Consider the following 25,498-nt stretch of genomic DNA (forward strand, 5'->3'; position numbering starts at 1 on the left):
GGGGGACACCGGGTCCGGGCCGAGCAGGCTCACCCATTCGTGACCCCTTTCATGTCCGCCAGCCGCCGCCAGCCGGACCCGCAAGACAGGAAAGCCCATGTCCCAGACCGTCATCCTTTCGGCCTGCCGCGTGGCGACGCCGAATGCCAGCCGCTACCTGCAACAGCTCTGCAAGCACTGGGCGCACAAGTTCGAGGTCGAGTTCGACCCGAGCCGCGGCCGCATCGCCATGCCCGAGGACCGCACCGTGACGCTGGCCGCCACGCCCGAGGCGCTGGAGATCCGGCTGGAGGCCCCCGAGGAGACCACCGCGCATATGCGCCACGTCGTCGACAGCCATATCGCCCGCTTCGCCTTCCGCGAAGAGCTGGCCTTCGACTGGCAACCGGCCTGAGGGCGGTTGCCGCCCAGGGGCCGGGCCGCTAATCTGCGCCGGTCACGAAAGGCCGGTGCATGAGCGAAGAACAGACCTATCAAGTGCTGGCGCGGAAATACCGCCCCGAGACCTTTGCCGATCTGGTCGGCCAGGACGCGATGGTCCGCACGCTGAAGAACGCCTTCGCGGCGGACCGCATCGCCCAAGCCTTCGTGATGACCGGCATCCGCGGCACCGGCAAGACCACCACCGCGCGCATCATCGCCAAGGGGCTGAACTGCACCGGCCCGGACGGCCAGGGCGGCCCGACGACCGAGCCCTGCGGGGTCTGCGAGCATTGCGTGGCGATCTCCGAAGGCCGGCATGTCGACGTGATGGAGATGGACGCCGCATCTAGAACCGGTGTGAACGATATCCGGGAAATCATTGAATCGGTTCACTATCGCGCGGCCTCGGCGCGCTACAAGATCTATATCATCGACGAAGTCCACATGCTGTCCACCAGCGCCTTCAACGCGCTTCTGAAGACGCTGGAGGAACCGCCGCCGCATGTGAAATTCATCTTCGCCACCACGGAAATCCGCAAGGTTCCGGTGACGGTGCTGTCGCGCTGCCAACGCTTCGACCTGCGCCGCATCGAGCCCGAGGTGATGATCGCGCTGCTGCGCCGTATCGCCTCGGCCGAAGGCGCGCAGATCACCGACGACGCGCTGGCGCTGATCACCCGCGCCGCCGAAGGCTCGGCCCGCGACGCGACCTCGCTTCTGGACCAGGCCATCAGCCACGGCGCGGGCGAGACGACGGCGGCGCAGGTCCGCGCCATGCTGGGGCTGGCCGACCGTGGCCGGGTGCTCGACCTGTTCGACATGATCCTGCGCGGCGCGGCAGCCGAGGCGCTGGCCGAATTGCAGGCGCAATATGCCGATGGCGCCGACCCGATGGCGGTGCTGCGCGACCTGGCCGAGATCACGCATTGGGTCTCGATCGTGAAGATCACCCCGGAGGCGCTGGAGGACCCCACCATCGGCCCCGACGAACGCGCCCGCGGCCAGCAGATTGCAGAAAAGGTGCCGATGCGGGCGCTGACCCGGCTGTGGCAGATGCTGCTCAAGGCGCTCGAGGAGGTGGGCCAGGCTCCGAACGCGATGATGGCCGCCGAGATGGCGATCATCCGTCTGACCCATGTCGCCGACCTGCCCGACCCCGAGGCGCTGATCCGCAAGGTTCAGGCCAGCGCCGCGGCCGGCGCGTTCAGCCGCAGCGCCGCGCCGCCCGCCACGCGCGGCGAGGCGCGCCAAGATGCGCCCCGCGCCGCCGCCCCCCGCGCCCCGGTCGCCGTCCGCCAGGACGGCAGCGCCGCGGCGCTGGCGGTCTCGCCCGACGCGCTGGCCGGTTTTCCCGATTTCGAATCGGTGCTGGAGCTGATCCGGCGCATGCGCGACATGAAGCTGCTGCTGGATGTCGAGGATCACCTGCGCCTGGTGCGCTATTCACCGGGCCGGATCGAGTTCCAGCCCACCGACGACGCGCCGCGCGACTTCGCCCAGCGGCTGGCGGAACGGCTGCGCGGCTGGACCGGCGGCCATCGCTGGGCGGTGACGGTGACCTCGGAACCCGGCGAGCCGACGGTCAGCGAACAGCGCGCCGCGCGCGAAGCCGCGGCCCGCGCCCGCGCCATGCAGAACCCGACCGTGCAGGCGATCTTCGCCGCCTTCCCCGGCGCGAAGATCACCCGGATCCGGCCTGTCCCGATGCCGGCCGCGGTTGAAAAACCGGCGGGCGAGGATACATCCCCGCATGAGCGGACCGAAGGCCCGGTGGCCGAGGTCGAGGAATGGGACCCTTTCGAGGACGAGGATTAGGCGATGTTCAAGGGCCTTGGCGACATGGATCTGTCCAAGATGATGGAAGCCGCCCAGCAGATGCAGGGCAAGATGACCGAGATGCAGGAGGGGCTGGCGCGCCTGACCGTCACCGGCGAGGCCGGGGCCGGGCTGGTCAAGGCCACCGCGACGGCCAAGGGCGAGCTGACGGCGCTCGACATCGATCCCTCGATCTTCAAGGCCGAGGACAAGGAGGTGGTCGAGGACCTGATCCTGGCCGCGATCAAGGACGCGCAGCGCCGCGCCCAGGACAAGGCCGCCGAGGAAATGGCCCGCCTGACCCGCGAACTCGGCCTGCCGGCCGACATGAAGATGCCCTTCTGACCGATGCCGCCCGCCTCCGGCGACGAGATCGAGACGCTGATCGCCACCATGGCGCGGCTGCCGGGGCTCGGGCCGCGCTCGGCGCGGCGCATCGTGCTGCAGCTGATCCGCCGCCGCGCCGGACAGATGGCGCAGCTGGCGGCGCTGATGGCCAGCGTGGCGGAAAACGCCCGCGAATGCCTGGTCTGCGGCAATATCACCCAGTCCGATATCTGCGCGATCTGCGAGGACCCGGCCCGCGCCACCGGCGAGATCTGCGTGGTGACCGACGTGGCCGACCTCTGGGCCCTGGAACGCGGCCGCGCCTTCCACGGCCGCTATCACGTGCTGGGCGGCAGCCTTTCGGCTCTGGACGAGATCGGCCCCGAGGACCTGCGCATCCCGCAGCTGATCGCCCGCATCGCCGAGGAAAACGTCACCGAGGTCATCCTCGCCCTTTCAGCCACCATCGAGGGCCAGACCACCGCGCATTACATCGCCGAGGCGCTGGCCCAGACCGGCGTCGCCGTCACCGGCCTGGCGCAGGGCGTGCCCATCGGCGGCGAGCTCGACTATCTCGACGACGGCACCATCACCGCGGCGCTGCGCGCCCGCCGCAGGCTCTAGCGGCGCCCGCCGCGCCGGGGCTCCGCCCCGGACCCCGGGGTATTTTTGAAACAGAGAAAGACGCCTGAAAAGGGGCCGGCAGCGCGCATGACAAAAGGGGCGCTGCAACCGGCGCCCCCTGACTTTCTCCGTTTTTCAAATACTCCGGGGGTGCGGGGGCGGCGCCCCCGCCTCCTTAAACCGAAGCTCAGGCGTCCAGCTTTTCCACCGCCTTCGCCGGCTTGGCGATCTCGATCCGGCGCGGCTTCAGCGCCTCGGGGATCTCGCGCACCAGGTCGATGTTCAGCATGCCGTCCTCATGGCTCGCGCCCTCGACGCGGACATGATCGGCCAGGGTAAAGCGGCGTTCGAAGGCACGGGTGGCGATGCCGCGATGCAGATAGCTGCGGCCTTCGTCCTCGGCGGCCTTCTTGCCCGAGACGATGACGGCGCCGTCCTTGACCTCGACGCTCAGGTCGTCGGCCGCGAAGCCGGCGACGGCGATCGAGATGCGATAGGCGTTCTCGCCGGTCTTTTCGATATTGTAGGGGGGATAGCTCGCGATATCGGCCGAGAGGGCACGGTCCATGACATCGGCCATGCGGTCGAAGCCGACCGAAGCACGATAAAGCGGAGTCAGGTCGAAGTTGCGCATTTCGCATCCTTTCATCAAAGCGATACAAAGGCTTGCCCCCCGATCCGGGCGGGCAGGTCCGCCGGCGCCGCAAGGGCCGTCCGGCAGGATTTCAGGTAGGAATGCGCGTTGCGGCTTTCAAGCCCGGAACCGCGGGCCGGAAAGGGGGCGCGGACCCGCCGCGCACCCGTCGTTCATGGCGCCGCGGCCGCCCTGACGGCCCGCGGCCAGATCCGGCATCAGGCGCTGGCGCCGGCCAGCATGCGGGCGATCTCGTCCTTGAGCGCGGCGCGCTGCTTGCGCAGGGCGGTCTCCGCCTCTTCCGACATCGGGGTATGGCGGCTTTCGGCGCCCGCCACCTGGTCGTTCACCTCGTCATATTCCGCCAGCAGACGGGCGAAATGCGCATCCGAGACCTTCAGCTCGTGAATGCGCGCCGTATCGTTCGGAAATTCCTCGTGGATGGCGTGGGGTGCTGCCATATCATTATACTCCGGGACAAAGATAACCGGCCATTGGATAGCCGCCGGAACGCCGGCTGGCAACAGCAAGACCGCAGGGGTAGAACCGCGCCATGGATCCGAACTCATCCCCGATCGCGCCCCTGGTGCTGGGCCCCCTGTCGCCGGCGGATCTCGCCGCATTGCTCTGGCTTTTCCTGGCCTGGTTCGGCATCGGCTGGATCACCGAGCGCCCGCCGCGCCGCCATCCCTCGGTCTCGGTGCTGATGAAGGCCTATCGCCGCGAGTGGATGCGACAATTCATCACACGCGACCCGCGCATCTTCGACAGCAATATCCTGACGACGCTGCGCGAGGGGACCGCCTTCTTTGCCTCGGCCTGCCTGATCGCGGTGGGCGGCGGGCTGGCGCTGATCGGCAATACCGACCAGCTTGCCGGAGTGGCGCGCCAGTTCGACCTGGGCCATGTCCCGGCGCTGAAATGGGAAATCAAGATCGTCGTGGTGCTGTTCTTCGTGGCCAACGCGCTCTTGCGCTTCGTCTGGTCGCACCGGCTGTTCGGCTATTGCGCGATCATCATGGCCTCGGTCCCGAACGAGCCCGAGGACCCGCGCGCCATGCCGCTGGCCATGCAGGCCGCCGACATCAACATCACCGCGGCGAAAAGCTTCAACTCGGGGCTGCGCTGCGTCTATTTCGCGCTGGGGGCGCTCGGCTGGCTGGCGGGGCCGCTGGGTCTGTTCCTGGCCACCAGCTATGTGCTCTTCATCTCGTGGCGGCGGGAATTCGCCTCACACTCGCGCCGGGCGCTCCTGCAGCTGGTGCCCGGCGAGACGGGCCTGCTGCCAGGCGAGGCCGAGGGCGACCAGCCCCGCCGCTGACAGCGCCACCGCCACCACGCCCGAAGAACGCCAGCCCCAGCCCGCCGACAGCGCCAGGCCCGCCAGCCAGGGCCCCAGCGCATTGGCGGCGTTGAAGGCGGCGTGGTTCATCGCGGCGGCCATGCTCTGCGCCCTGCCCGCCACGTCCATCAGCCGGGTCTGCAGCGGCACCACCATACCCGAGCCCAGCCCCAGCGCGACCGAGGATGCCAGCATCAGCACCCAGTCGCCCACCGCATAGGCCGCGAAAGCCTGCGCTGCCGCCATGAACAGCATCAGCTGCAACGCCGCGCCCCAGCTGCCATAGCGCATGGTCAGCCGCGCCGCGACGATGCTGCCCAGGGTGCCGCCGATGCCGAAGGCCGAAAGCGTGGCCGGAATCGCCCAGCCCGGCGGCTGCGTCGTCGCCAGGATCGCGGCCGAGAGATAGGAATAGACCGCAAACAGCCCGCCGAAGCCGATGGCCCCGACCAGCAGGATCAGCACCACCGCCGGATTTCCCAGCGCCTTGAGCTCGTCAAACGGCCGCGCGTCCTTCGGCGCGCCGACCCGCGGCGCCAGCCGCAGGATCAGCCAGCCGGCCAGCAGCGCCAGCACGCCCGGCAGCGCGAAGCCCCAGCGCCAGCCGAAGCCCTGCCCCAGGATGCCGGCCAGCGGCACCCCGGCGATATTGGCGATGGTCAGGCCCAGAAGCACCTGAGTCACCCCCTTGGCACGCTGCTCGCGGGGCAGGGCATCTGCGGCGAACAGCATGGCCACGCCCAGGAAGCCGCCATGCGGCAGCCCGGCCAGGAAGCGCGTGCCGACCAGCGTACCATAGCCCGGCAACACCGCCGCCAGCAGGTTCATCGCGCCATAGACCGCGATCAGCGCCGCCAGATAGCGCCGCCGCGGCAGCCGGGCGCCCAGGATCGAGGTGACCGGCGCGCCCACCACCACGCCCAGCGCATAGGCGGACACCACATGGCCCGCCTGCGGCTCGGTGATGCCGAGATCGCCGGCATACCAGGGCAGAAGCCCCATGGCGGCGAATTCCGATGTTCCGATGGCGAAGGCGCCAAGACCAAGGGCAAGAATGGCAAGCTTGAGATTCGGCTGCGGCGGCATGGCGGCACCTTCCGGGCTGGCATGTGGGGAAAGCAAAGGCCCGATAGCGTTAACAGATGCGACCATATGCCGCCAAGCCGGGTCCGGCGAAGTCCAGACATGCAAAAGGCGCAAGGCTGCAGAAAGCGCGCTGCGCCCGTCTTCACCGTTTTCAAATACTCGAAAGCGGCAGGGCCAGCCGGCGCGGCGTCGATCTGCAGGCCCGACATTGCCGCCCCGGCTCGGGTCGCTTTCCGGAATGAGTATTTGGAAAACGGTGAAGCTGCCCCGGCCGGCGCCTCAGCCGGACTGCCAGCGCGGCTTGCGCCTGTCGAAGAAGGCGGCGATGCCCTCGGGCGCCTCGTCGCCTTCCCAGACATCGACCAGGGCCTGGATGCTGGCCTCGATCTCGGCCTCGCCGACGGGGGGGCCGAGGCGGCGGGCCAGGCGCTTGGCCGCCGCCACCGCACCGGGAGCGCAGGAGAGATAGGGCACCACCTCGGCCTCGACGGCCGCGTCCAGCGCCTCGGCAGCGGCAAGGCTTGCCAGCAGGTTCAGCCGCATCGCCTCCTCGGCGCCGAAGAGGCGGGCGGACATGAAGACGCGCCGCGCCTTGTCCTCGCCCATCCGCGCCAGAACATAGGGGCCGATGGTGGCGGGGATCAGGCCGAGCCGCGTCTCGGTCAGGCCGAAGCGCGCCTCGGGCACCGCCACGGCCAGGTCGCAGACCGAGATCATGCCGATGCCGCCGCCGAAGGCGTTGCCCTGCACCCGGCCGATCAGCGGTTTCGGCAGGGTGTTCAGCGCGTTCAGCATCATGGCGAGCTCGCGGGCGCCGGCCCGGCGGGTCTCGGCATCGGCGCGCATCTGCTCCTGCATCCAGCCCAGATCGCCGCCGGCGCAGAAGCTCTTGCCCTCGGCCGCCAGCACCACGACGCGCACCGCCGGATCGGCGCCGAGCGCCCGGGCGGCTTCGGTCAATTCGCGGATCATCTGCGCCGACAGCGCATTGTGCTTGTCCGCGCGCGCCAGCCACAGATGCGCCACGCCGCGGGCGTCGGTGTCGATGCGGATCGTCTCCATCATGCTCCTCCTCTCATCGCGCGCGCCATGGCGGCGGCCTCGTCGACCACCGCGAGGTCGAGCCCGGTGTCGTGGCCCTGCGCGACCAGATGCGCGGCGACCTTTTCCGTCGCGACATTGCCGGCGGCGCCCGGCGCATAGGGGCAGCCGCCCAGCCCCCCCACAGCGGCGTCGAAGACCCGCAGCCCGCGCGCCAGGCTCGCGTCGATATTCTCCAGCGCCCGGCCGGCGGTGTCGTGGTAATGGCCGGCCAGGCGTTCGGACGGCAGTTCCTGCAGCACGGCGGAGAGCATGGCGTCGATGGTCTCGGGCCGGCCCTGGCCGATGGTGTCGCCCAGGCTGACCTCGTAGCAGCCCATGTCGCGCAAGGCGGCCGCGACGCGGGCGACATTCGCGGGCGGCACCGGCCCGTCGAAGGGGCAATCCGTCACCACAGAGACATAACCGCGCAGCGGAATGCCGTCGGCCCGCGCCGCCTCGGCCACCGGGGCGAAGCGTTCCAGGCTTTCGGCGATGCTGGCGTTCAGGTTGGCGCGCGAGAAGCCTTCCGAGGCCGAGGCGAAGATCGCCACCTCGTCGGCGCCGGCCGCGCGCGCCGCCTCGTAGCCGCGCAGGTTCGGGGTCAGCACCGCGTAGCGGATGCCGGGCCGGCGGGCGATGCCGGCCATGACCTCGGCCGCATCAGCCATCTGCGGCACCCATTTCGGCGGCACGAAGCTGGTGACCTCGATGCGCCGGAAGCCGGCCTGCGACAGCAGGTCGACCAGCGCGATCTTTTCCGCCGCCGGGATCGGGCGCTTTTCGTTCTGCAGCCCGTCGCGCGGGCCGACTTCGAAGATCTCAACCCGGGACATCGGGTACCTCGTAGAAATCGCGGTCATAGATCGCGTCGCCCCCGGCACGGGTGGCGGCGCGGCGATAGGCGGGGCGCGCCGTCATGCGGTCGCGATAGGCCGCCAGCGCCGGGTGGTCGGCGGCGGGCAGGAAGCGAAACAGCGCCTCGATATTGAAGCCCAGCATGCAATCGGCGGCGGAAAACCCGGAGAGCAGCGTCTCGCGCCCCGCCAGATGATCGTCCAGCGCCCGGGCGGTCACGGCCAGCCGTTTCGTGTCGAGGCGCATCAGCGGGATCGAGCGCGCGCTTTCGGGCCGCAGGAAAATATGGTGGATGTTCAGGGCCTGCAGGATATTCGCCTGCGTCTCGGCGAAATGCACCCATTCCAGGAAATCGGCACGCTCGGGCTCGCCGGGTTTCGGGGCCAGCCTGCCCTCGCGCTCGGTCAGGTATTGCAGGATGGCGCCGGATTCGAAGATGGCGCGGCCGTCCACCTCCAGCGCCGGGATGCGGCCGGCCGGCGAAAGGGCGCGGAATTCGGGGCTGCGCAGGCCGCCATCGGTCAGCGACCAGAGCCGCAGTTCGCAATCGAGCCCCAGTTCCTCGATCAGCCAGAGCACGCGCATCGAGCGCGAGCCGGGGACGTGATGCAGGATCATGCGTCTTCTTCCTCCTCCAGCCGGATCAGGGCGGCGCCGGCCTCGACCTGATCGCCGGCGGCCGCAAGCACCTCGGCCACCTTGCCCGCGCGGGCGGCGGTCAGCGTATGCTCCATCTTCATCGCCTCGAGGATCGCCAGAGGCTCGCCCGCCGCCACCTGCTGCCCCGGCTCGACGAAGATCGCCTTGACGAGGCCGGGCATGGGCGAAAGGGTCATGCCGCCGCCCGCCTCCTCGCCGCCGCGGGCCAGCGGGTCGAGGGGGGCGAGCGTCAGCGAGCGGCCGCCGAAGACGCTGGTTCCCGCCGCATGGTTGACGATGCGCGAGCGGCGCGGGCTGCCGTCGACCCACCAGCGCCCCCCTTCATAGCCGATCTCATGCGTGCTGCCCTCCAGCGTCACGCGGGCGGCGCCGGGGCCGAGCACCTCCAGCACCGCCTCGCCGCCCTCCCAGGCGATGGTGCGGCGCAGCGGCTGCCAGAGGGTGATGCCGCCGCGGATCCGGGGATCGTCGAGCCCGGCAAGGCCGAGGACCGCCAGCGCCTTCGCCCGCGGATCGGGCTCGGCGGCCGCGACCAGCGCCTGAAGGTCGCGGGCGATCAGGCCGGTATCGACCTCGCCCTTGCCGAAACCCTCGTGCCGGGTCAGCGCGATGAGGAAATCGACATTGGTGACCGAGCCCGCCACCTCGGTATCGACCAGCGCCGATTCCAGCGCCCGCAGCGCGATGGCGCGCGTCGCGCCATGGGTGACGATCTTGGCGATCATCGGATCATACCACGGCGAGATGGTGTCGCCGGGCCGCACCCCGGTCTCGATCCGGGCATGGTCGGGAAAGCGCAGATGCGCAAGGGTTCCGGTGGCGGGCAGGAAACCCGCGGGCACGTCCTCGGCATAGAGCCGGGCCTCGAAGGCATGGCCGGTGATGGTCAGATCCTCCTGCCGCGCCGGCAGGGGCTCGCCGCTGGCGACGCGCAGCTGCCATTCGACCAGATCGACGCCGGTGATCAGTTCGGTCACCGGATGCTCGACCTGCAGGCGGGTGTTCATCTCCATGAACCAGAAGCCGTCGGGGCGCAGGCCCTGGCTGCCGTCGACGATGAATTCGACGGTGCCGGCGCCGGCATAGCCGATGGCCTCGGCGGCGCGGGTGGCGGCCGCGCCCATGGCGGCCCGCATCTCGGGCGTCATGCCGGGGGCCGGGGCTTCCTCGATCACCTTCTGGTGGCGGCGTTGCAGCGAACAGTCGCGTTCGAACAGGTGCAACGCGCGGGTCCCGTCGCCGAAGACCTGCACCTCGATATGGCGCGGCTGCCGGATGTATTTCTCGATCAGAACCGCCGGGTTGCCGAAGGCGGTGGCGGCCTCGCCCTGCGCGGAGTGCAGCGCGGCGGGGAAATCCCGCGCGCGCTCGACCAGCCGCATGCCCTTGCCGCCGCCGCCGGCCACAGCCTTGATCAGCACCGGATAGCCGATCGCGTCGGCCTGGGCCTGGAGGTGCTCGGCCTCCTGGTTCTTGCCGTGATAGCCCGGCACGACCGGCACGCCGGCCTCGGCCATCAGCGCCTTGGCCGCGTCCTTAAGGCCCATCTTGCGGATCGCCTGCGCCGAGGGGCCGATGAAGACCAGACCCGCCGCATTCACCGCATCGACGAAATCCGGGTTCTCGCTGAGGAAGCCATAGCCGGGATGGATGGCCTGCGCGCCGGTCTCGCGCGCGGCCTGGATGATGACGTCGCCGCGCAGGTAGCTGTCCCGGGGCGCCGGGCCGCCGATGGGAACGGCCTCGTCGGCCATGGCGACGTGGCGCGCGCCGCGGTCGGCCTCGGAATAGACCGCGACGGTCCGCACGCCCAGCTTGCGGGCGGTGTCGATGACCCGGCAGGCGATCTCGCCGCGGTTGGCGATCAGGATCTTCTGGAACATGGGCGGCTCCTCGTGGCGCGGGCGGCGCCGGGGGTTTCACACCCCCGGACCCCCGTGGAGTATTTGGGAAACGGAGAAATCATCGGCGGGCCTCGTCCACCGCCCGGCGGAGCGTGGCGTGGCTGGCGGCGTCGAAGCCGACCAGCGTGACTTCGAGGCCGGCGCCGTGGCCGAGTATGGTGGCCACGGCGATGCGGGCGGCGCGGTCGGCCGGGAAGCCGTAGATACCGGTCGAGATCGCCGGGAAGGCGATGCGGGCGAGGTCATGGGCCTGGGCGAGGAGCAGGCTGTGGCGATAGGCGCTGGCGAGCAGCGCGTCCTCCTCCGCCCCGCCGCCCCGCCAGACCGGGCCGACGGCATGGATCACGTAGCGGGCCGGCAGGGCGTAGCCGCGGGTGATGCGGGCCTCGCCGGTCGGGCAGCCGCCGATGCTGCGGCATTCGTCGAGCAGTTCGGGCCCGGCGGCGCGGTGGATGGCGCCGTCCACCCCGCCGCCGCCCAGCAGGCTGCGATTGGCGGCGTTGACGATGGCGTCCATGGCGAGCCGGGTGATGTCGCCCTGCAGGGTGGTGAGGCGGGGCCGGTCCATGGCCGTCACATCCGGAAGATGCCGAAGCGGGTCGGCTCGATCGGGGCGTTGAGGCTGGCGCGCAGGCTGAGGGCGAGGATGTCGCGGGTCTTGCGCGGGTCGATGATGCCGTCGTCCCAGAGCCGCGCCGAGGCATAGAGCGGGTGCGACTGGCGCTCGAACATCTCGATGGTGGGGCGCTTGAACTCGGCCTCTTCCTCGGCGCTCCATGTGCCGCCCTGGCGTTCGATGCCCTCGCGGCGCACGGTGGCGAGTACGCCGGCCGCCTGCTCGCCGCCCATCACCGAGATGCGGGAATTGGGCCAGGTCCAGAGAAAGCGCGGCCCGTAGGCGCGGCCGGCCATGCCGTAATTGCCGGCGCCGAAGCTGCCGCCGACCAGCATGGTGATCTTGGGGACCGAGGTGGTCGCCACCGCCGTCACCATCTTGGCGCCGTGCCGGGCGATGCCCTCGTTCTCGTATTTGCGGCCGACCATGAAGCCGGTGACGTTCTGCAGGAAGACCAGCGGGATGCCCCGCATCGAGCAGAGCTCGATGAAATGCGCGCCCTTCTGCGCGGCTTCCGAGAAGATCACGCCGTTATTGGCGACGATGCCGATGGGGCAGCCTTCCAGATGCGCGAAGCCGGTCACCAGCGTCTCGCCGAAGCGGGGCTTGAACTCGTCGAAGCGCGAGCCGTCCACGACGCGGGCGATCACCTCGCGGATGTCGTAGGGGATCTTGAGGTCGGCAGGGACGACGCCCAGGATCTCCTCGGGGTCGTGGGCCGGGGGCTCGGGCGATTGCCATTGCACGGTCTGGGGCAGCCGGCGGTTCAGATTGCCGATGCTGCGCCGGGCCAGGGCGAGGGCATGGGCATCGTCCTCGGCCAGGTAGTCGGCAACGCCGGACAGGCGGGTGTGCACGTCGCCGCCGCCCAGGTCCTCGGCCGAGACCACCTCGCCCGTCGCGGCCCGGACCAGCGGCGGGCCGGCGAGGAAGATCGTGCCCTGGTTGCGGACGATGATCGTCACGTCGGACATGGCCGGGACATAGGCGCCGCCCGCCGTGCAGCTGCCCATGACCACGGCGATCTGCGCGATGCCCTTGGCCGACATCCGCGCCTGGTTGTAGAAGATGCGGCCGAAATGGTCGCGGTCGGGAAAGACCTCGTCCTGGTTGGGCAGGTTGGCGCCACCGGAATCGACCAGGTAGACGCAGGGCAGCTGGCATTCCTCGGCGATCTCCTGCGCGCGCAGGTGCTTTTTCACCGTCATCGGGTAATAGGTGCCGCCCTTGACCGTGGCGTCGTTGGCCACCACCATCACCTCTTGCCCATGCACCCGGCCGATGCCGGCGATCACGCCCGCGCAGGGCGCGGCGCCGTCATACATGCCATGCGCCGCCGTGGCGCCGATCTCCAGGAAGGGCGAGCCGGGATCGAGCAGGTTCGCCACCCGTTCGCGCGGCGGCATCTTGCCGCGCGCCACATGACGCTCGACGGCCCGGGCGCCGCCCCCGGCCGCGGCGGCCAGCGCCGCCTCGCGCACGGTGTCCAGCATGGCGAGATGCGCCGCGCGATTGGCGCGGAAGGCCTCCGAAGACGGCAGGGCCGAGGTGCCGAGTTTCATCGCGTCATCCTTTCGGTCGGGGCGCCGGGGCCTTGCGCCAGTTTGACGCAGGCACGGCCCGGGCGGGAAATTCTTGATCCAGATCAACGCCGCATCCGCGCCCGGGGCGGCATGAGCGGGCATGCGACAAGAAGAGAGGATCGCCATGAGACAGAAGCTTGCCCTCGCCGCGGCGCTCGCCGCGCTGGCCTCGCCCGCGCTGGCGCAATCGCAAGGGGAATGGACGCTTGGCTTCGGGATCGCGCATGTGAATCCCAAATCCGACAACGGCGACCTCGCCGGCGGCGCCTATCCGACCAGCATCGGCGACAGCACCCGTCCCAGCATCACCTTCGAATATTTCATCCGCGACAATATCGGCATCGAGGTGCTGGGCGCCCTGCCCTTCAAGCACTCGATCCGGTCGAACGGCACCGAGATCGGCACGGTGAAGCACCTGCCGCCGGTCGTCTCGCTGCAATACCATTTCGACGCGACGCCGCAATTCAAGCCCTTCGTCGGCCTGGGGGTGAACTTCACCGGCTTCTGGGACGGCGACGCCAGGGGGCCGCTGGCCGGTTCCGACCTGCGGGTCAAGAACAGCTGGGGCCTGGCCGCCCATGCCGGTGCCGATTACTGGATCAACGACCGGGCGGCGATCCGCGCCGACCTGCGCTGGATCGACATCAATGCCGATGTCGAGCTGAACGGCGCCAAGATCGGCGAGGTCGAGGTCGATCCGGTCGTCGCCGGCATCAGCTACGTGATGAAGTTCTAGGCCGCCGCCGGGGCGTTCCGCGACGGGGCGCCCCTGCTCCGGGGACCGGCTCATTCGGCGGATCCCAGCGCCATGAGCAGCGCGACCTGCCGGGCGGTCTCGTCCCGGATGCAGCGGGCGCGGGCCAGATCGCCCTTGCCCTCGGCCGCCGCGTCCCGGGCCTGGTTGCACAGGTCCTCGCGGAACTGCAGCCAGCTGCGCTCGGCCTGGCGCAGGCTCTCCTGCGGATCGGCGCCCTTCTCCCCCTGCGTCTTCAGCGCCGCCTCGTAGACCCCGGTCAGCTTCGCCTCCCAGGCCTGATGCGAGGCGTCGAGGCAGTTGGCCATCGGGAAATCCGGGTCGTCGCCGGTATATTTGCCGCGCGCATAGTCGAGACAGGCTTCCATGCCGGTCCCGGCGCAATCGGCGCGCGCGCCCTGGGTCGAGGCATCGCCAAGGCATCGGTCGATGGCGGCGGGGTCGAAGCCCGAGGCATCGCCGGCGAAGCATGGCGCCGCCAGCAGCAGGGCCAGGGCGCATCCGGCCAGGCGCTTCATTCCATCCCCTCCGCGATGTCGCGCAGGCGCAGGGCCTGTTCGGCCGTCAGGCGCAGCACGCAATCCTGCGCCGCCGGACCGCCCAGCGTCCCGCCCTGATAGCGCAGGCTCTCATAGCGGCACGAGGAATCGCGGAAGGCGATCCAGTGGCGCTGCGCCTGCTGCAGGGCCGGGGCCGCGGGCTCGGCGGCCGAGCCGAGCTCGGCCAGATCCGCATCCGCCGCCTTGGCGGCTTTCAGCGCCCGCTCGTAATAGCCGTTCAGCAGCTTGTCCCAATCCTTCGCCTCATGGCCAAGGCATTCCACCATGCCCACGGTGGTCTCGCCGCCCGGCGTCGCCATGCATTGCGTCGAGGCCTCGCCAATGCAGCTTCGCAGCCCCGGCGCGGCGCTGGCATCGGCTTCCGCATCCGCGATGCATTTCGCGAAACCATCGGTATCGTATCGCGGGCCATCCTGGGCCAGCACCGGGCCGGCGGCCAGCAGAAGGAAAAGGACAAGCAGGCGCATCAGGCGATCTCCATCAGTTGACGCCCGATCAACATGCGGCGGATTTCCGAAGTTCCGGCGCCGATCTCCATCAGCTTGGCGTCGCGGAACAGCCGGCTGACCACAGAATCGTTGAGGAAGCCCGCACCGCCCAGCGCCTGCACGGCCTGATGCGCCTGCACCATGGCCTGTTCGCTGGCGTAAAGCACCGCGCCCGCCGCATCCTGTCGCGTGACCTTGCCGGCGTCGCAGGCTTTCGCCACCTCGTAGACATAGGCCCGCGCCGTGTTCAGCGCGACATACATGTCGGCGATCTTGCCCTGCATCAGCTGGAACGAACCGATCGGCTGGCCGAACTGCTTGCGTTCCTTGACATAGGGCATGACCTCGTCGAGGCAGGCGGCCATGATGCCGGTGCCGATGCCCGACAGCACCAGCCGCTCGTAATCGAGGCCGGACATCAGCACCCGCACGCCCTTGCCCTCCTCGCCCAGCACGTTCTCGAAGGGCACCTCGCAATCCTGAAAGATCAGCTCGCCGGTGTTCGAGCCGCGCATGCCCAGCTTGTCGAAATGCGGGCTGGTCGAGAAGCCCTTCATGCCGCGCTCGACGATGAAGGCGGTGATGCCCTTGCTGCCGGCCTCGGGGTCGGTCTTGGCATAGACCACCAGCGTATGGGCGTCGGGCGCGTTGGTGATCCAGTATTTGCTGCCGTTCAGCACATAGCGGTCGTTCTTCTTTTCGGCCCGCAGCTTCATGCCGACCACGTCGCTGCCCGCGCCTTCCTCGGACATGGCCAGCGCGCCGACCGCCTTGCCGCTGCACAGGTCCGGCAGGTATTTCGCCCGCTGCTCGTCGGTGCCGTTCAGCTTGATCTGGTTCACGCACAGGTTGGAATGCGCGCCATAGGACAGGCTGACCGAGGCCGAGGCGCGGGCGATCTCCTCGGTGGCGCTCACATGCGCCAGATAGCCCATGCCGCTGCCGCCGAATTCCTCGGGCACGGTGATGCCCAGAAGGCCCAGATCGCCCATCTCGCGCCACAGCTCGTTCGGAAAGGCGTTGCTGCGATCGACCTCGGCCGCGATGGGCTTCACCCGCTCCTGCGCCCAGCGATGGACGGTGTCGCGCAGGGCGTTCACGTCCTCGCCCAGGTCGAACTGCATTCCCGCGGTGAACATCGGCCATCTCCTCCATTTATTGAACGAGTGTTCATTTAACTGGTTTATGCCGCCAAGCCGGGGCCTGCGTCAAGCCTGTTCTCGGCGGTTCAGGGCGATCCTGCGCCTGCGGGGGCCGCGTTGACAAGCCTGCGGCCGCGCGCCATTCCTGCCGCGCCTAGCCGCAAGGATGCCCGATGAGCCCGCTTCCCGATGCCGCCGCGCGGCTGCTGATTCTGCGCCACGCCCCGCTGGCCCGGCCGGGGCTTGCAGGGCGCCGCGATGTCGAGGCGGATTGCAGCGACGGCGCGGCGCTCGACTGGGCGCGCGCGGCGCTGGATGGGGCCGGGACGCATTGGTCCAGCCCCGCCCTGCGCTGCCGCCAGACCTGCGCGGCCCTGGGGCTGGCCCCGGAATGGCAACCCGCCTTGTGGGAGCAGGATTTCGGCGGCTGGGAAGAGCCCGGCGCGATCATCCCCGACCTCGGCCCGCTGCCGCCCGAGCAATTGGCACGCCAGCGCCCACCCGGCGGCGAAAGCTTCCTCGACATGGCGGCGCGGGTGCAGCCGCTCCTGGACCGGGCGCGCGGCACGGTGGCCATCGTCGCCCATGCCGGCACGGTGCGGGCGGCGCTGGCGCTGGCGGTCGGTCCGGCGGCGCTGTCCTTTTCCGTGGCGCCGCTGTCGCTGACCGTCCTGTCGCGCAGCCCCGCCGGCTGGGCGGTCGAGGCCGTCAACCGGGTCGCGCCCAAGGTCGCGCCATGATCCTGTCGCAGGACACGCTGACCATTGCGCTGGTGGCGCTGCTGGTCGATGCGCTGATCGGCTGGCCCGAGGCGCTTTATCGCCGCGTCTCGCATCCGGTGGTCTGGATCGGGCGGCTGATCTCGGCGCTGGACGCCCGCTGGAACCGGGGCGGGCATCGCATCGCCCGCGGCGCGCTGGCGGTGGGGGTGACGGTCGGCGCGGCGCTGCTCCCGGCGCTGCTGCTGACCCGGGCGCTGGCGCCGCTGCCCTTGGGCCCCGTCCTGCTGGGCGTGCTGGCCTGGCCGCTGGTCGCCATCCGCTCGCTGCACGACCATGTCGCCGCGGTGGCGCGGCCCTTGGCCGCGGGGGATGTCCCGGCGGCGAAAGCGGCGGTGGCGATGATCGTCGGCCGCGAGCTGGACGACCGGCCGGCACCCATCGCCCGCGCCGCGCTGGAAAGCCTGGCCGAGAACACATCCGACGGCGTGGTCGCGCCTCTGTTCTGGGCAGCGGTCGCGGGCCTGCCGGGAATCGCGGCCTACAAGGCCATCAACACGCTCGATTCGATGATCGGCCACATGAACCCGCGCCATGCGCTGTTCGGTCGCGTCGCCGCGCGGCTGGACGACCTGGTGAACCTGCCGGCCTCGCGGCTGACGGCGCTGCTGTTCCTGCTGGCCGCGCCGCCTGCCGGGGGACGCGCGGCAGGGGTGATCCGGCGCGACGCCCGCCGCCACCGCTCGCCCAATGCCGGCTGGCCCGAGGCCGCCATGGCCGGGGCGCTGGACGTGCGCCTGTCCGGCCCGCGCCGCTATCACGGCGTCGAGACGCCCGAGCCCTGGCTGAACGGAAATGCCCGCGACCCGCAGGCGCGCGACCTCATGGCCGGGCTGCGGCTTTATCGCCGCGCCATGGCGCTGCTGGGCCTGGGCCTTGCGGCGCTGCTGCTGGCCTAGGACCAGTCGAAGAAATCGGCCGGCGCCCGGCCGCGCAACTCCTCGGCCAGGTCGGTGCCCATGGCAGCGCCGTCCGAGGCCGGACCGATACGCTCACCCGCGATCACCTCGCTGCCGTCGGGGCGCAGGATCTCGCCGCGCAGCCGCAGCCGGTCGCCCTGCAGTTCCGCCAGCCCGGCGATGGGCGTCTGGCAGGAACCGTCGAGCCGGGCGAGGAAGGCGCGCTCGGCCGTCACCCGCAGCGCGCTGTCCCGGTCCGAGATTGCGGCCAACAGCGCCGCGGTGCGCGCGTCATCGGCGCGCCGCTCGACCCCGATGCAGCCCTGCGCCACGGCGGGCAGCATCTCGTCGGGATCGACCGCGCCGCGCGCGACATGCAGCATGCCCAGCCGCGTCAGCCCGGCCATGGCCAGAAAGGTCGCTACCGCGACTCTATCTTCCAGCTTTTTCAACCGCGTCTGGACGTTTCCCCGAAACTCGACGAGCTTCAGATCCGGCCGCCGTGCCGCCAGCTGCGCCCGCCGCCGCAAGCTCGAGGAACCGACGACAGCGCCTTGCGGCAGCTGGGAAATCGCCGCGAATTGCGCGCTGACGAAGGCGTCGCGCACATCCTCGCGCGGCAGATAGCAATCGATCAGCAGGCCCTCGGGCTGGATCGTCGGCATGTCCTTCATCGAATGCACGGCGATGTCGATGTCCTGCGCCAGCAGCGCATCCTCGATCTCGCGGGTGAACAGGCCCTTGCCGCCGATCTCTTTCAGCGGCCGGTCCAGCACCCGGTCGCCGGTGGTCTTGATCACCACGATCTGGAAGGCGTCGGCCGCAAGGCCATGCGCGGCCATCAGCCGGTCGCGGGTCTCGTGCGCCTGGGCCAGCGCCAGGGCCGAGCCACGGGTGCCGATGCGGATGGGGTTCTGGGGGTCGGGCATCTGGGTCATGGCAAAGGGCTTAGCGCCCCCCCTCGGCCTTGACAACGGGGCCGTGCGCGCCATGAAGGGCCGCAAGAGGTGAACCATGTCCGAAAAAACCATCCTGCGCGCGCTGAAGGGCGAGCGTTTGCCCGTTCCGCCCGTCTGGATGATGCGCCAGGCCGGCCGCTACCTGCCGGAATACCGCGCCACCCGCGCCCAGGCCGGCGACTTTTTGTCGCTGTGCTACACGCCGGACCTGGCGGCCGAGGTGACGCTGCAGCCCATCCGCCGCTACGGCTTCGACGCGGCGATTCTCTTCGCCGACATCCTGCTGCTGCCGCAGGCGCTGGGACTCGACCTGTGGTTCGTCACCGGCGAGGGGCCGCGGCTTTCCACCGTCACCAGCGCCGCCGGGGTCGCGGCGCTGAAACCCGCCGAGGCGATCCACGAGACGCTGGCGCCGGTCTATGAAACCGTCCGCATCCTGGCGCGCGAGCTGCCGCGGGAAACCACGCTGATCGGCTTTGCCGGCGCGCCCTGGACCGTCGCCACCTACATGGTGGCCGGCCGCGGCACCCCCGACCAGGCCCCGGCCCACGGCTTCAAGGCCGAGGACCGCGCCGCCTTCGCCGCGCTGATCGACCGCATCACCGAGGCGACAATCGACTATCTCTCGGCCCAGATCGAGGCGGGGGCCGAGGTGGTGAAGCTGTTCGACAGCTGGGCCGGCTCGCTCAAGGACCGGGACTTCGACGATTTCGCCGTCGAGCCCGCGCGCCGGATCATCGCCGCGCTGAAGGCCCGCCACCCCGGCATCCCGGTGATCGCCTTCCCGCGCGAGGCCGGGCCGCGCTATGCCGGCTTCGCCCGCGCCACCGGCGCCGATTGCGTGGCGCTGGACAATTCGGTCAGCGCCGACTGGGCGGCGGCCGAGGTGCAGAAGGACGGCTGCGTGCAGGGCAATCTCGACCCGCGCCTGCTGGTCAGCGGCGGCGAGGAACTCGTCTCCGAAACGCGCCGGATCGTGCGGGCCTTTTCGCAGGGCCCGCATATCTTCAACCTCGGCCATGGCATCACCCCCGAGGCCGATCCCGAAAACGTCACGCGGATGCTGGAGGCGATCCGGGGCTGATGGGCGGGGTCGGGGCTTGAGCTGGATCCTCGCCACGCTGATCGCCGCCGCGGCCCAGACCGGGCGCAATGCGGCGCAGCGGCGGCTGACCGCCGAGCTGGGCACCATGGGCGCGACCGCCGTGCGCTTCCTCTTCGGCCTGCCCTTCGCGGCGCTGGTGCTGGCGGGGATGGCGGCGCTGGTGCCGGTGCCCCTGCCCGACGCCACGGTGCTGGGCTGGGCGGCGCTGGGGGCCGCCTCGCAGATCGCCGCCACCGCGCTGATGCTGCTGACGATGGAAAGCCGCGGCTTCGGCGTCACCACGGCACTGATCAAGACCGAACCGGTGACGCTGGCGCTGATCGGCACCCTGATCCTGGCCGAGGCGCTGGGCCCCGCCCGCATGGCGGCGATCGCCACGGCGACGCTGGGCGTAGTGCTGATGTCGGGCGCCGACTGGCGGCGCGGCGGCTGGCGTGCGGCGGGTCTGGGCATCGCGGCGGGGGCGCTGTTCGGCCTCTCGGCCATCGGCTTTCGCGGTGCGATCCTCGCCCTGCCCTTCGGCGCGGAACCGGTTCGCGCGGCGACCGTGCTGGTCCTCAGCCTGGCCCTGCAAAGCGCGATCATGCTGGCCTGGCTGGGCGCGCTGGACCGCCCGGCGCTGGCCGGCATAGCCCGGCACTGGCGCAGCTCTCTGGGCGCCGGCGCGCTCGGGGCGCTGGCCTCGCTGTTCTGGTTCCTGGGCTTCGCGCTGACCGCGGCGGCCAATGTCCGCACCCTGGCGCTGGTCGAGGTGGTGATGGCGCAGCTCGTCTCGGGCCGGGTCTTCCGCGAGGGCATCCGCCCGCGGCAACTGGCCGGCATGGCCCTGATCGTGCTGGGCGTCGCCGCGCTGATCGCGGTCAGTGCCCGGTGACGACCGGCAGCATCGAGCCGACCAGCAGCAGCGCCATGACCCGGTTGAACAGCCGCAGCCGCGCCGGCTGGGACAGGACGCCGCGCAGCCCTTGCCCCATCGCCGTCCAAAGCGCGACCGAGGGCAGGTTCACCAGGGTAAAGACCAGCGCCACCACCAGCGTGCCGCCCACCCCGGCCGAATAGGCCGAAAGCGCGCCCAGCGCCATCATCCAGGCCTTGGGATTCACCCATTGAAAGGCACAGGCGGCCAGAAAGCCCATGGGCCGCGCCGCCACACCCTCGCTCCCGGGCGCCGAGGCATGGGCGATCTTCCAGGCCAGCCACAGAACATAGGCCATGCTGACCCACTTCAGCGCCTCGGCCAGACGCGGCGCGCCGGCCACCAGCCGGTCGACGCCCAGCCCCAGCAGCGCCACCATGGCGCCGAAACCCAGCGCCACGCCCAACAGATGCGGAACGCTGCGGCGAATGCCGAAATTCGCCCCGGACGCCATCAGCATCAGGTTGTTGGGCCCGGGCGTGACCGAGGTGACGAAGGCGAAGGCGACAAGCGCCAAAAGGATCTGGTGCGACATTGCGGATTTCCCTGAAGATCCCGCAATGATATTGTCATGTTCATGCAATTTCCGGCCTGATTTGCGAGCGATGGCAGAAAAGGGACAATCAGACTTCGATATAGACCCGGTATCCGCGCGGATCTTGCGCATCCTTGCCCGGAACGGCCGCATGCCGAATCAGCAGCTTGCCGCCGAGGTCGGGCTGTCGCCTTCGGCCTGCCTGCGCCGGGTGCAGGATCTGGAACGGCGCGGCGCCATCCAGGGCTATCGCGCCATCATCGCCCCCGCCGCCCGCGCGGCAGGCTTCACCGCCTATGTCACCGTCGGCCTCGCCCGCCATTCCAACGAGGCGCAGCAGGCTTTCGAGCGCGCCTGCCTTGCCGCGCCGCAGGTGCGGGAATGCCACAACATCACCGGCTCGGTCGAATACCTGCTGCGGGTCGAGGTGCGCGACCTGGACGCCTATCGCCGCTTCCATACCGAGGTGCTGGGCGCCTTCCCGCAGATCGCCACCATCACCACCCATGTCGTCATGGGCTCGCCCAAGGACGAGCGGGCCTGAACGCGTCAGCCTCGCATGGGTATTTGGGAAACAGAGAAGACCGGGCCGGGATGGCTTCTTCTTCGTTCTTCAAATACCCAAATCGCGGCGGGGCCGCCGGAACGGCCTTTCCGCCCCTCGCGCCGCGGGATAACAAGGGCGCATGACCCTGCCCGCCCTTTCCCCCGATCAGGCCGAAGCCTGGGACGCGCTTGCCGCCGTGCTGGAAGAATCCGGCATCGACCTGGTCTCGGAGGAGATCGCGCCGCCGAAACCCGGCAAGGGCCGGGTCATGGCGGTGATCGGCAAGGCCGGTTCGGGCAAGACCCTCTTGCTGGCGGAACTGACCAGGGCGCTGAAGGCGGCCGGTGTCGACATCGTCTCGGGCGATTACGAGGGCAAGAAGCGCAAGGACCGCCGCACCGTCGCCATCCTCGCCCCGACCAACAAGGCGGCCTTCGTGCTGCGCATGCGCGGCGTGCCGGCGACGACGATCCACCGCATCCTCTATACCCCGGTCTATGATCCGGAATACGAGCGCATCGCCGACTGGCTGACCGGCGCCGGCGAGCGGCCTTCCGTCGAGGGGCTGATGGAAGGGTTGACCGAGGCGGCGCTGGACCGGGCCAAGGCCTTTTACGACCAGCATGCCTCGATCCCCGGGGCGCTGGCCGCGGCGGGGTTGCGCGGTTCGGATTTCATCCGCGGCTGGAAGCGGCGCGAGGACGGGCTGGACATCGGGCTGGTCGACGAGGCCTCGATGCTGGACGAGCGCCAGTTCGAGGACCTGCGCGAGATCTTCCCGGTCCTGATCCTGTTCGGCGACCCCGCGCAGCTGGCCCCGGTCGGGCAATCGGGCGAGATGGTCTTCGACCGGCTGGCCGCCCCGCAGCGGCTGATGCTGAGCCGCATCCACCGGCAGGAGGGCGACAGCCCGATCCTGGACCTTGCCCATGCGCTGGCCGATCCGGCGCTGGAATTCGACGCCTTCGAGCGCATGATCCGCCAGGCCGCCGCCCGCGACCCGCGGGTGATCTGGGCCGAGCGGGTCGAGAGCGACCTGATGGCGCAAAGCCCGGTGCTGGTCTGGCGCAACGTCACCCGCATCAAGCTGATCCAGGCCTTTCGTTCCGCCTATGGCGCGCCGGGCGATGCGCTGCTGCCGGGCGAGCCCCTGATCTGCGACGGGCTGGAACTGCCGCTGAAGCACCGCAAGAAGCGCATCGACCTGGAGGCGCGCGGGCTGATCAAGGGCGCGCAGGTGGTCTATCTGGGGCCGGGGCGCAAGCCCGGCTTCTCGCGGCTGCATGTCGTCGGCGCCGAGGAGCCGCGGCTGTCCGCCGCCAGCATCGTCAAGATCGAGATGCCAGATGTCGAGGAGCCCTTCATCCCCTTCGCCGCGCGCATGGGCGCGACCTTCCTGCATGGCGCGGCGGTGACCATCCACAAGGCGCAGGGCAGCCAGTGGCCCGACGTGCAGGTCTTTGCCCCCGACATCGCCGCAGCCGCCTGGTCGGGCCGCAGCGAGGCCGGGGTGGCGCTGTGGAAGCGGCTGGCCTATGTCGCCATCACCCGCGCGCAGGAGCGGCTGCACTGGGTGGTGAAGTCGCGCCTTGCCCGGCCCTCGGCCCCCTTGGACACCGCGCATCTGGAAGCCCCGGCGGGGGTCCTGGAACTGGCCGCCGAAACCGAGGCCTAGCCGCGCCGGGACAGTTTCCGCGCCGCCGTGTTCGGGCGCAGCTGGATCATGCGCAGCTCCAGCGCCTCGGCCAGCGCCTCGCGCGGGATGCCGGTTTCCTGCGACAGCCGCAGCAGGCCGAAATGCACCCGGGCCAGTTCCTGGTAATAGCGGGTGAAGCTGTAATTGATCGAAGCCCCGGCCAGGGCCCCCAGCAGCGGCACCGCCTGCGCCGCCAGCTTCTGCGCCAGCGAGGCCGAGAGCCGCGGCGCCACCCGCGCGATCAGCGCCTGCACGGTCTGGCCGGTGATGGTCATGCGCGCCGCCAGCAGGCCGAGATCGGTGCCGTCGTCATCCGAAAGCGGCCCCGCCGAGGCGAAGACATGCAGCGCCTCGCGCCGCGCCTCGTCCGAGACGGGATCGAAGCCGTGTTCGCCGGCGATGTCCATGATCGCGCGCAGAAGCAGCGTCACCGTGACCGGCAGTTCCAGCATGGCCCCGCCGATCCCGGCCAGTCCCCCGACCGCGCCCGAGGTGGTCGAGAGCATGCGGTTGAACAGGTCGCCGCGATCCCGCATCACCCCGCGCGAGCGCGAGGCGGCGTCGAAGGCACGGTTCAGCGCCGCCAGGGTGATGCGGTCCATGCGCCCGCGCACCGACGCCGGCAGGCGCTCGATCAGCCCTTCGGCCTTGCCGCCGACGGCGGCCATGAGCTCCATCGCCACGCCGCCCGCCTGCAGGTAGCGCCGGGCAAGGCGGTCGATCTCGGCATGCACGGTCGGATCGTCGATCGGGGGCAGCACGGCCTGCCGGGCGGGGATCTGGGTCTGCTCGGTCATCCTGTGGACACCTTGGATTGTCATGGCTTGCGCCGGGAGTTCGTCTGCGCAAGCATCTGGGCATTGGCAAGGGAACCCGCAAGCCGCCCGGCGGGTTCCGACCGCAGAATGCATACCCGCCGCGCCTCCCGCCTTGGCGGCCTCCGTCGGTGGGACAAGGACAAGGAAGACCGGAAATGACCATCCGCCGCATGATCCCGATGCTGACCGTAACCGCCGCGCTGGCCCTGGGACAGGCCGCGACGGCGCAGGATGCCGCCGGGCAGCCCGCGGAACCGGCGGCGCCCGAGGCCGCGCAGGAGGGCGGGCTGACGCTGGCCGACCTGGGCAAGGACGAGGCGCTGACCGCAGCCGTCGAGAAGATGGCCGAGGGGCATCAGCTGCCCGGCTGGCTGCGCGAGGGCGCGGTGGTGACGCCCGGCCAGAAGGTCGGCTTCGGCGGCAAGGAATACCTGGCGATGACCGCCTGCCAGCAGCATGATTGCGCGGAAAACCAGATGGCGGTGCTTTACGCGCCCGATGGCGGCGCGGCCTATGGCGTGCTTTCGGTGCGCGACGGCGAGGGGGCCGAGCTGCTGACCTGGCTGGGCATGGCCGGCGGGCCCGAGACCATCGACGGCCGCACCATCCTTTACGCGGCGCTGACCGGCAGCCTGGCCAACCACCCCGAGGCTTTCGTCTATCCCGAGTGAACCGGCGGCACGCCCCCGGTGCCGCCGCGATCCTCGGGCGGGTCGCGGCGCATCTCGTGCAGACCGGCGGCTTCGCCGGTTTCGCGCTCGACCTGCCCGGTGACGCCTTCCCAGGCGCCGGGGATCAGTTCGATCCCCAGCACCCGGTCGGGATTGGTGGGCGGCGGCATCTCGACGCCCTCGAGCTTCCAGAAACCAAAGCGTTGATAATAGGGCAGATCGCCGACCAGCATCACCCGCTGCCAGCCCATTTCCGCTGCCCGCGTCAGGCTTTCGCGCATCAGAAGCCCGCCCAGCCCCTCGCCCTGCGTCGTCGGATGCACCGCCACCGGGCCGAGCAGCAGCACCGGCCGGCCGCCGACGCGCACCGGCCAGTAGCGGATCGCCCCCATCAGCGCGCCGAAATCGTCGCGCAGCATCAGGCAGAGCGCGCGGACCGGCGCCACCCCGTCGCGCAGCCGGTAGGAGGACAGCGCCGTGCGCCCCGGCGCGAAGCACAGGTCCAGCAGGGCCTCGACCTCGGGCGTGTCGGCGGGGGTCTCGGGGCAAAGTTCGTACATCCTGCCTCCGCTGATGGGGTCGGGATTCGGGTGGGTCTTGGCGCGGCGCAGGGACCGCGTAACATGCAGCCGCCGCGACGAAAACCGCCTGCGGGATCACAAGATGCAAAATCCCCG

At 70.3% G+C, this 25,498-nt stretch carries 29 protein-coding genes; 13 read left to right on the forward strand and 16 right to left on the reverse strand.

Annotated features, from left to right (window positions below; translation table 11 throughout):
* The first annotated feature begins 97 nt into the window (after nt 1-97).
* The 4 genes from PARJ55_RS0101160 to recR are packed head-to-tail and all read left to right on the forward strand — an operon-like array spanning nt 98 to nt 3,189.
* Entirely contained in the window at nt 98-394 is a 297-nt protein-coding gene (locus PARJ55_RS0101160) for a DUF2218 domain-containing protein (protein ID WP_028711317.1), read from the forward strand.
* A gap of 59 nt (nt 395-453) precedes the next feature.
* The gene (locus PARJ55_RS0101165; protein WP_028711318.1) at nt 454-2,238 is read left to right on the forward strand and encodes a DNA polymerase III subunit gamma/tau; all 1,785 of its coding nucleotides are present in this window, start codon (nt 454-456) and stop codon (nt 2,236-2,238) included.
* Between the two features lie 3 nt (nt 2,239-2,241).
* Nucleotides 2,242-2,583 (forward strand): YbaB/EbfC family nucleoid-associated protein, encoded by a 342-nt coding sequence (locus PARJ55_RS0101170; protein WP_028711319.1) that lies wholly within the window; start codon nt 2,242-2,244, stop codon nt 2,581-2,583.
* 3 nt (nt 2,584-2,586) lie between these two features.
* Nucleotides 2,587-3,189, forward strand: a complete 603-nt coding sequence (recR, locus tag PARJ55_RS0101175; protein ID WP_028711320.1) for a recombination mediator RecR — start codon at nt 2,587-2,589, stop codon at nt 3,187-3,189.
* A 187-nt stretch (nt 3,190-3,376) separates the two neighbouring features.
* On the opposite strand, the gene PARJ55_RS0101180 is transcribed toward recR, so the two are convergent.
* Together PARJ55_RS0101180 and PARJ55_RS0101185 are read right to left on the reverse strand one after the other, a co-directional pair.
* Nucleotides 3,377-3,823, reverse strand: a complete 447-nt coding sequence (locus tag PARJ55_RS0101180; protein WP_028711321.1) for an Hsp20 family protein — start codon at nt 3,821-3,823, stop codon at nt 3,377-3,379.
* Between the two features lie 218 nt (nt 3,824-4,041).
* On the reverse strand, nt 4,042-4,284 hold the full coding sequence (locus PARJ55_RS0101185; RefSeq protein WP_028711322.1) for a YdcH family protein: 243 nt from the start codon (nt 4,282-4,284) through the stop codon (nt 4,042-4,044).
* A gap of 92 nt (nt 4,285-4,376) precedes the next feature.
* Here PARJ55_RS0101185 and PARJ55_RS0101190 point away from each other — a divergent pair, with 92 nt between their 5' ends.
* Nucleotides 4,377-5,144: a DUF599 domain-containing protein gene (locus tag PARJ55_RS0101190; protein WP_028711323.1), complete on the forward strand. Its 768-nt coding sequence runs from the start codon at nt 4,377-4,379 to the stop codon at nt 5,142-5,144.
* On the opposite strand, the gene PARJ55_RS0101195 is transcribed toward PARJ55_RS0101190, so the two are convergent.
* From PARJ55_RS0101195 to PARJ55_RS0101225, 7 genes are all read right to left on the reverse strand, one after another.
* Nucleotides 5,055-6,251, reverse strand: a complete 1,197-nt coding sequence (locus PARJ55_RS0101195) for an MFS transporter (protein ID WP_028711324.1) — start codon at nt 6,249-6,251, stop codon at nt 5,055-5,057. The genes PARJ55_RS0101190 and PARJ55_RS0101195 overlap by 90 nt on opposite strands.
* A gap of 279 nt (nt 6,252-6,530) precedes the next feature.
* Nucleotides 6,531-7,316 (reverse strand): crotonase/enoyl-CoA hydratase family protein, encoded by a 786-nt coding sequence (locus tag PARJ55_RS0101200; RefSeq protein ID WP_028711325.1) that lies wholly within the window; start codon nt 7,314-7,316, stop codon nt 6,531-6,533.
* Nucleotides 7,313-8,167 (reverse strand): hydroxymethylglutaryl-CoA lyase, encoded by an 855-nt coding sequence (locus PARJ55_RS0101205; protein WP_028711326.1) that lies wholly within the window; start codon nt 8,165-8,167, stop codon nt 7,313-7,315. Before PARJ55_RS0101205 ends, PARJ55_RS0101200 begins: the two co-directional genes overlap by 4 nt.
* Nucleotides 8,154-8,807 (reverse strand): glutathione S-transferase family protein, encoded by a 654-nt coding sequence (locus PARJ55_RS0101210; protein ID WP_028711327.1) that lies wholly within the window; start codon nt 8,805-8,807, stop codon nt 8,154-8,156. Before PARJ55_RS0101210 ends, PARJ55_RS0101205 begins: the two co-directional genes overlap by 14 nt.
* Nucleotides 8,804-10,732 carry a biotin carboxylase N-terminal domain-containing protein gene (locus PARJ55_RS0101215; protein ID WP_028711328.1) on the reverse strand — a complete coding sequence of 643 codons (1,929 nt, stop codon included), beginning with the start codon at nt 10,730-10,732 and terminating at the stop codon, nt 8,804-8,806. Before PARJ55_RS0101215 ends, PARJ55_RS0101210 begins: the two co-directional genes overlap by 4 nt.
* A 79-nt stretch (nt 10,733-10,811) precedes the next feature.
* A complete protein-coding gene (locus PARJ55_RS0101220) occupies nt 10,812-11,321 on the reverse strand; it encodes an O-acetyl-ADP-ribose deacetylase (RefSeq protein ID WP_028711329.1) in 510 nt (169 codons plus the stop codon).
* A gap of 5 nt (nt 11,322-11,326) precedes the next feature.
* On the reverse strand, nt 11,327-12,931 hold the full coding sequence (locus tag PARJ55_RS0101225) for a carboxyl transferase domain-containing protein (RefSeq protein ID WP_028711330.1): 1,605 nt from the start codon (nt 12,929-12,931) through the stop codon (nt 11,327-11,329).
* Nucleotides 12,932-13,076: 145 nt separating this feature from the next.
* Between PARJ55_RS0101225 and PARJ55_RS0101230 the strand changes: the two genes are divergently transcribed.
* Entirely contained in the window at nt 13,077-13,688 is a 612-nt protein-coding gene (locus tag PARJ55_RS0101230; RefSeq protein WP_084637748.1) for an OmpW family protein, read from the forward strand.
* 50 nt (nt 13,689-13,738) lie between these two features.
* Here the strand turns inward: PARJ55_RS0101230 and PARJ55_RS0101235 are convergent, their stop codons facing one another.
* The 3 genes from PARJ55_RS0101235 to PARJ55_RS0101245 are packed head-to-tail and all read right to left on the reverse strand — an operon-like array spanning nt 13,739 to nt 15,893.
* On the reverse strand, nt 13,739-14,224 hold the full coding sequence (locus tag PARJ55_RS0101235; protein WP_028711332.1) for a lysozyme inhibitor LprI family protein: 486 nt from the start codon (nt 14,222-14,224) through the stop codon (nt 13,739-13,741).
* Nucleotides 14,221-14,733, reverse strand: a complete 513-nt coding sequence (locus PARJ55_RS0101240; protein ID WP_028711333.1) for a lysozyme inhibitor LprI family protein — start codon at nt 14,731-14,733, stop codon at nt 14,221-14,223. Before PARJ55_RS0101240 ends, PARJ55_RS0101235 begins: the two co-directional genes overlap by 4 nt.
* Entirely contained in the window at nt 14,733-15,893 is a 1,161-nt protein-coding gene (locus tag PARJ55_RS0101245) for an isovaleryl-CoA dehydrogenase (RefSeq protein WP_028711334.1), read from the reverse strand. The genes PARJ55_RS0101240 and PARJ55_RS0101245 overlap by 1 nt, the downstream gene beginning before the upstream one ends.
* A 176-nt stretch (nt 15,894-16,069) precedes the next feature.
* On the opposite strand from PARJ55_RS0101245, the gene PARJ55_RS0101250 reads away from it, so the two are divergent.
* Together PARJ55_RS0101250 and cbiB are read left to right on the forward strand one after the other, a co-directional pair.
* Complete coding sequence (locus PARJ55_RS0101250; protein WP_028711335.1) at nt 16,070-16,636, forward strand: histidine phosphatase family protein; 567 nt, start codon at nt 16,070-16,072, stop codon at nt 16,634-16,636.
* A complete protein-coding gene (gene cbiB / locus PARJ55_RS0101255; RefSeq protein ID WP_028711336.1) occupies nt 16,633-17,574 on the forward strand; it encodes an adenosylcobinamide-phosphate synthase CbiB in 942 nt (313 codons plus the stop codon). The genes PARJ55_RS0101250 and cbiB overlap by 4 nt, the downstream gene beginning before the upstream one ends.
* Here the strand turns inward: cbiB and hemC are convergent.
* Nucleotides 17,571-18,512, reverse strand: a complete 942-nt coding sequence (gene hemC, locus PARJ55_RS0101260; protein WP_028711337.1) for a hydroxymethylbilane synthase — start codon at nt 18,510-18,512, stop codon at nt 17,571-17,573. The two genes, cbiB and hemC, sit on opposite strands and share 4 nt — an antisense overlap.
* A 76-nt stretch (nt 18,513-18,588) precedes the next feature.
* Between hemC and hemE the strand changes: the two genes are divergently transcribed.
* Both hemE and PARJ55_RS0101270 read left to right on the forward strand, forming a co-directional pair.
* A complete protein-coding gene (gene hemE, locus PARJ55_RS0101265) occupies nt 18,589-19,617 on the forward strand; it encodes a uroporphyrinogen decarboxylase (protein ID WP_028711338.1) in 1,029 nt (342 codons plus the stop codon).
* A 16-nt stretch (nt 19,618-19,633) separates the two neighbouring features.
* Nucleotides 19,634-20,512 carry an EamA family transporter gene (locus PARJ55_RS0101270; protein ID WP_028711339.1) on the forward strand — a complete coding sequence of 293 codons (879 nt, stop codon included), beginning with the start codon at nt 19,634-19,636 and terminating at the stop codon, nt 20,510-20,512.
* On the opposite strand, the gene PARJ55_RS0101275 is transcribed toward PARJ55_RS0101270, so the two are convergent.
* Entirely contained in the window at nt 20,499-21,089 is a 591-nt protein-coding gene (locus PARJ55_RS0101275; RefSeq protein WP_028711340.1) for a LysE family translocator, read from the reverse strand. The genes PARJ55_RS0101270 and PARJ55_RS0101275 overlap by 14 nt on opposite strands.
* A 70-nt stretch (nt 21,090-21,159) precedes the next feature.
* On the opposite strand from PARJ55_RS0101275, the gene PARJ55_RS0101280 reads away from it, so the two are divergent.
* Together PARJ55_RS0101280 and PARJ55_RS0101285 are read left to right on the forward strand one after the other, a co-directional pair.
* Nucleotides 21,160-21,633 (forward strand): Lrp/AsnC family transcriptional regulator, encoded by a 474-nt coding sequence (locus PARJ55_RS0101280; RefSeq protein ID WP_051416112.1) that lies wholly within the window; start codon nt 21,160-21,162, stop codon nt 21,631-21,633.
* Nucleotides 21,634-21,775: 142 nt separating this feature from the next.
* Nucleotides 21,776-23,311, forward strand: coding sequence for an ATP-dependent RecD-like DNA helicase (locus tag PARJ55_RS0101285; protein ID WP_028711342.1), 1,536 nt, complete (start codon nt 21,776-21,778; stop codon nt 23,309-23,311).
* Here PARJ55_RS0101285 and PARJ55_RS0101290 read toward each other — a convergent pair.
* A complete protein-coding gene (locus PARJ55_RS0101290) occupies nt 23,308-24,129 on the reverse strand; it encodes an EcsC family protein (protein WP_036697438.1) in 822 nt (273 codons plus the stop codon). The genes PARJ55_RS0101285 and PARJ55_RS0101290 overlap by 4 nt on opposite strands.
* A 176-nt stretch (nt 24,130-24,305) precedes the next feature.
* Here PARJ55_RS0101290 and PARJ55_RS0101295 point away from each other — a divergent pair, with 176 nt between their 5' ends.
* Entirely contained in the window at nt 24,306-24,821 is a 516-nt protein-coding gene (locus PARJ55_RS0101295; protein ID WP_028711344.1) for an Ivy family c-type lysozyme inhibitor, read from the forward strand.
* Here PARJ55_RS0101295 and PARJ55_RS21320 read toward each other — a convergent pair.
* A complete protein-coding gene (locus PARJ55_RS21320) occupies nt 24,809-25,381 on the reverse strand; it encodes a GNAT family N-acetyltransferase (RefSeq protein ID WP_051416113.1) in 573 nt (190 codons plus the stop codon). The genes PARJ55_RS0101295 and PARJ55_RS21320 overlap by 13 nt on opposite strands.
* Between the last annotated feature and the right edge of the window lie 117 nt (nt 25,382-25,498).

It is taken from the genome of Paracoccus sp. J55, from assembly GCF_000513975.1.
Taxonomy (GTDB): domain Bacteria; phylum Pseudomonadota; class Alphaproteobacteria; order Rhodobacterales; family Rhodobacteraceae; genus Paracoccus.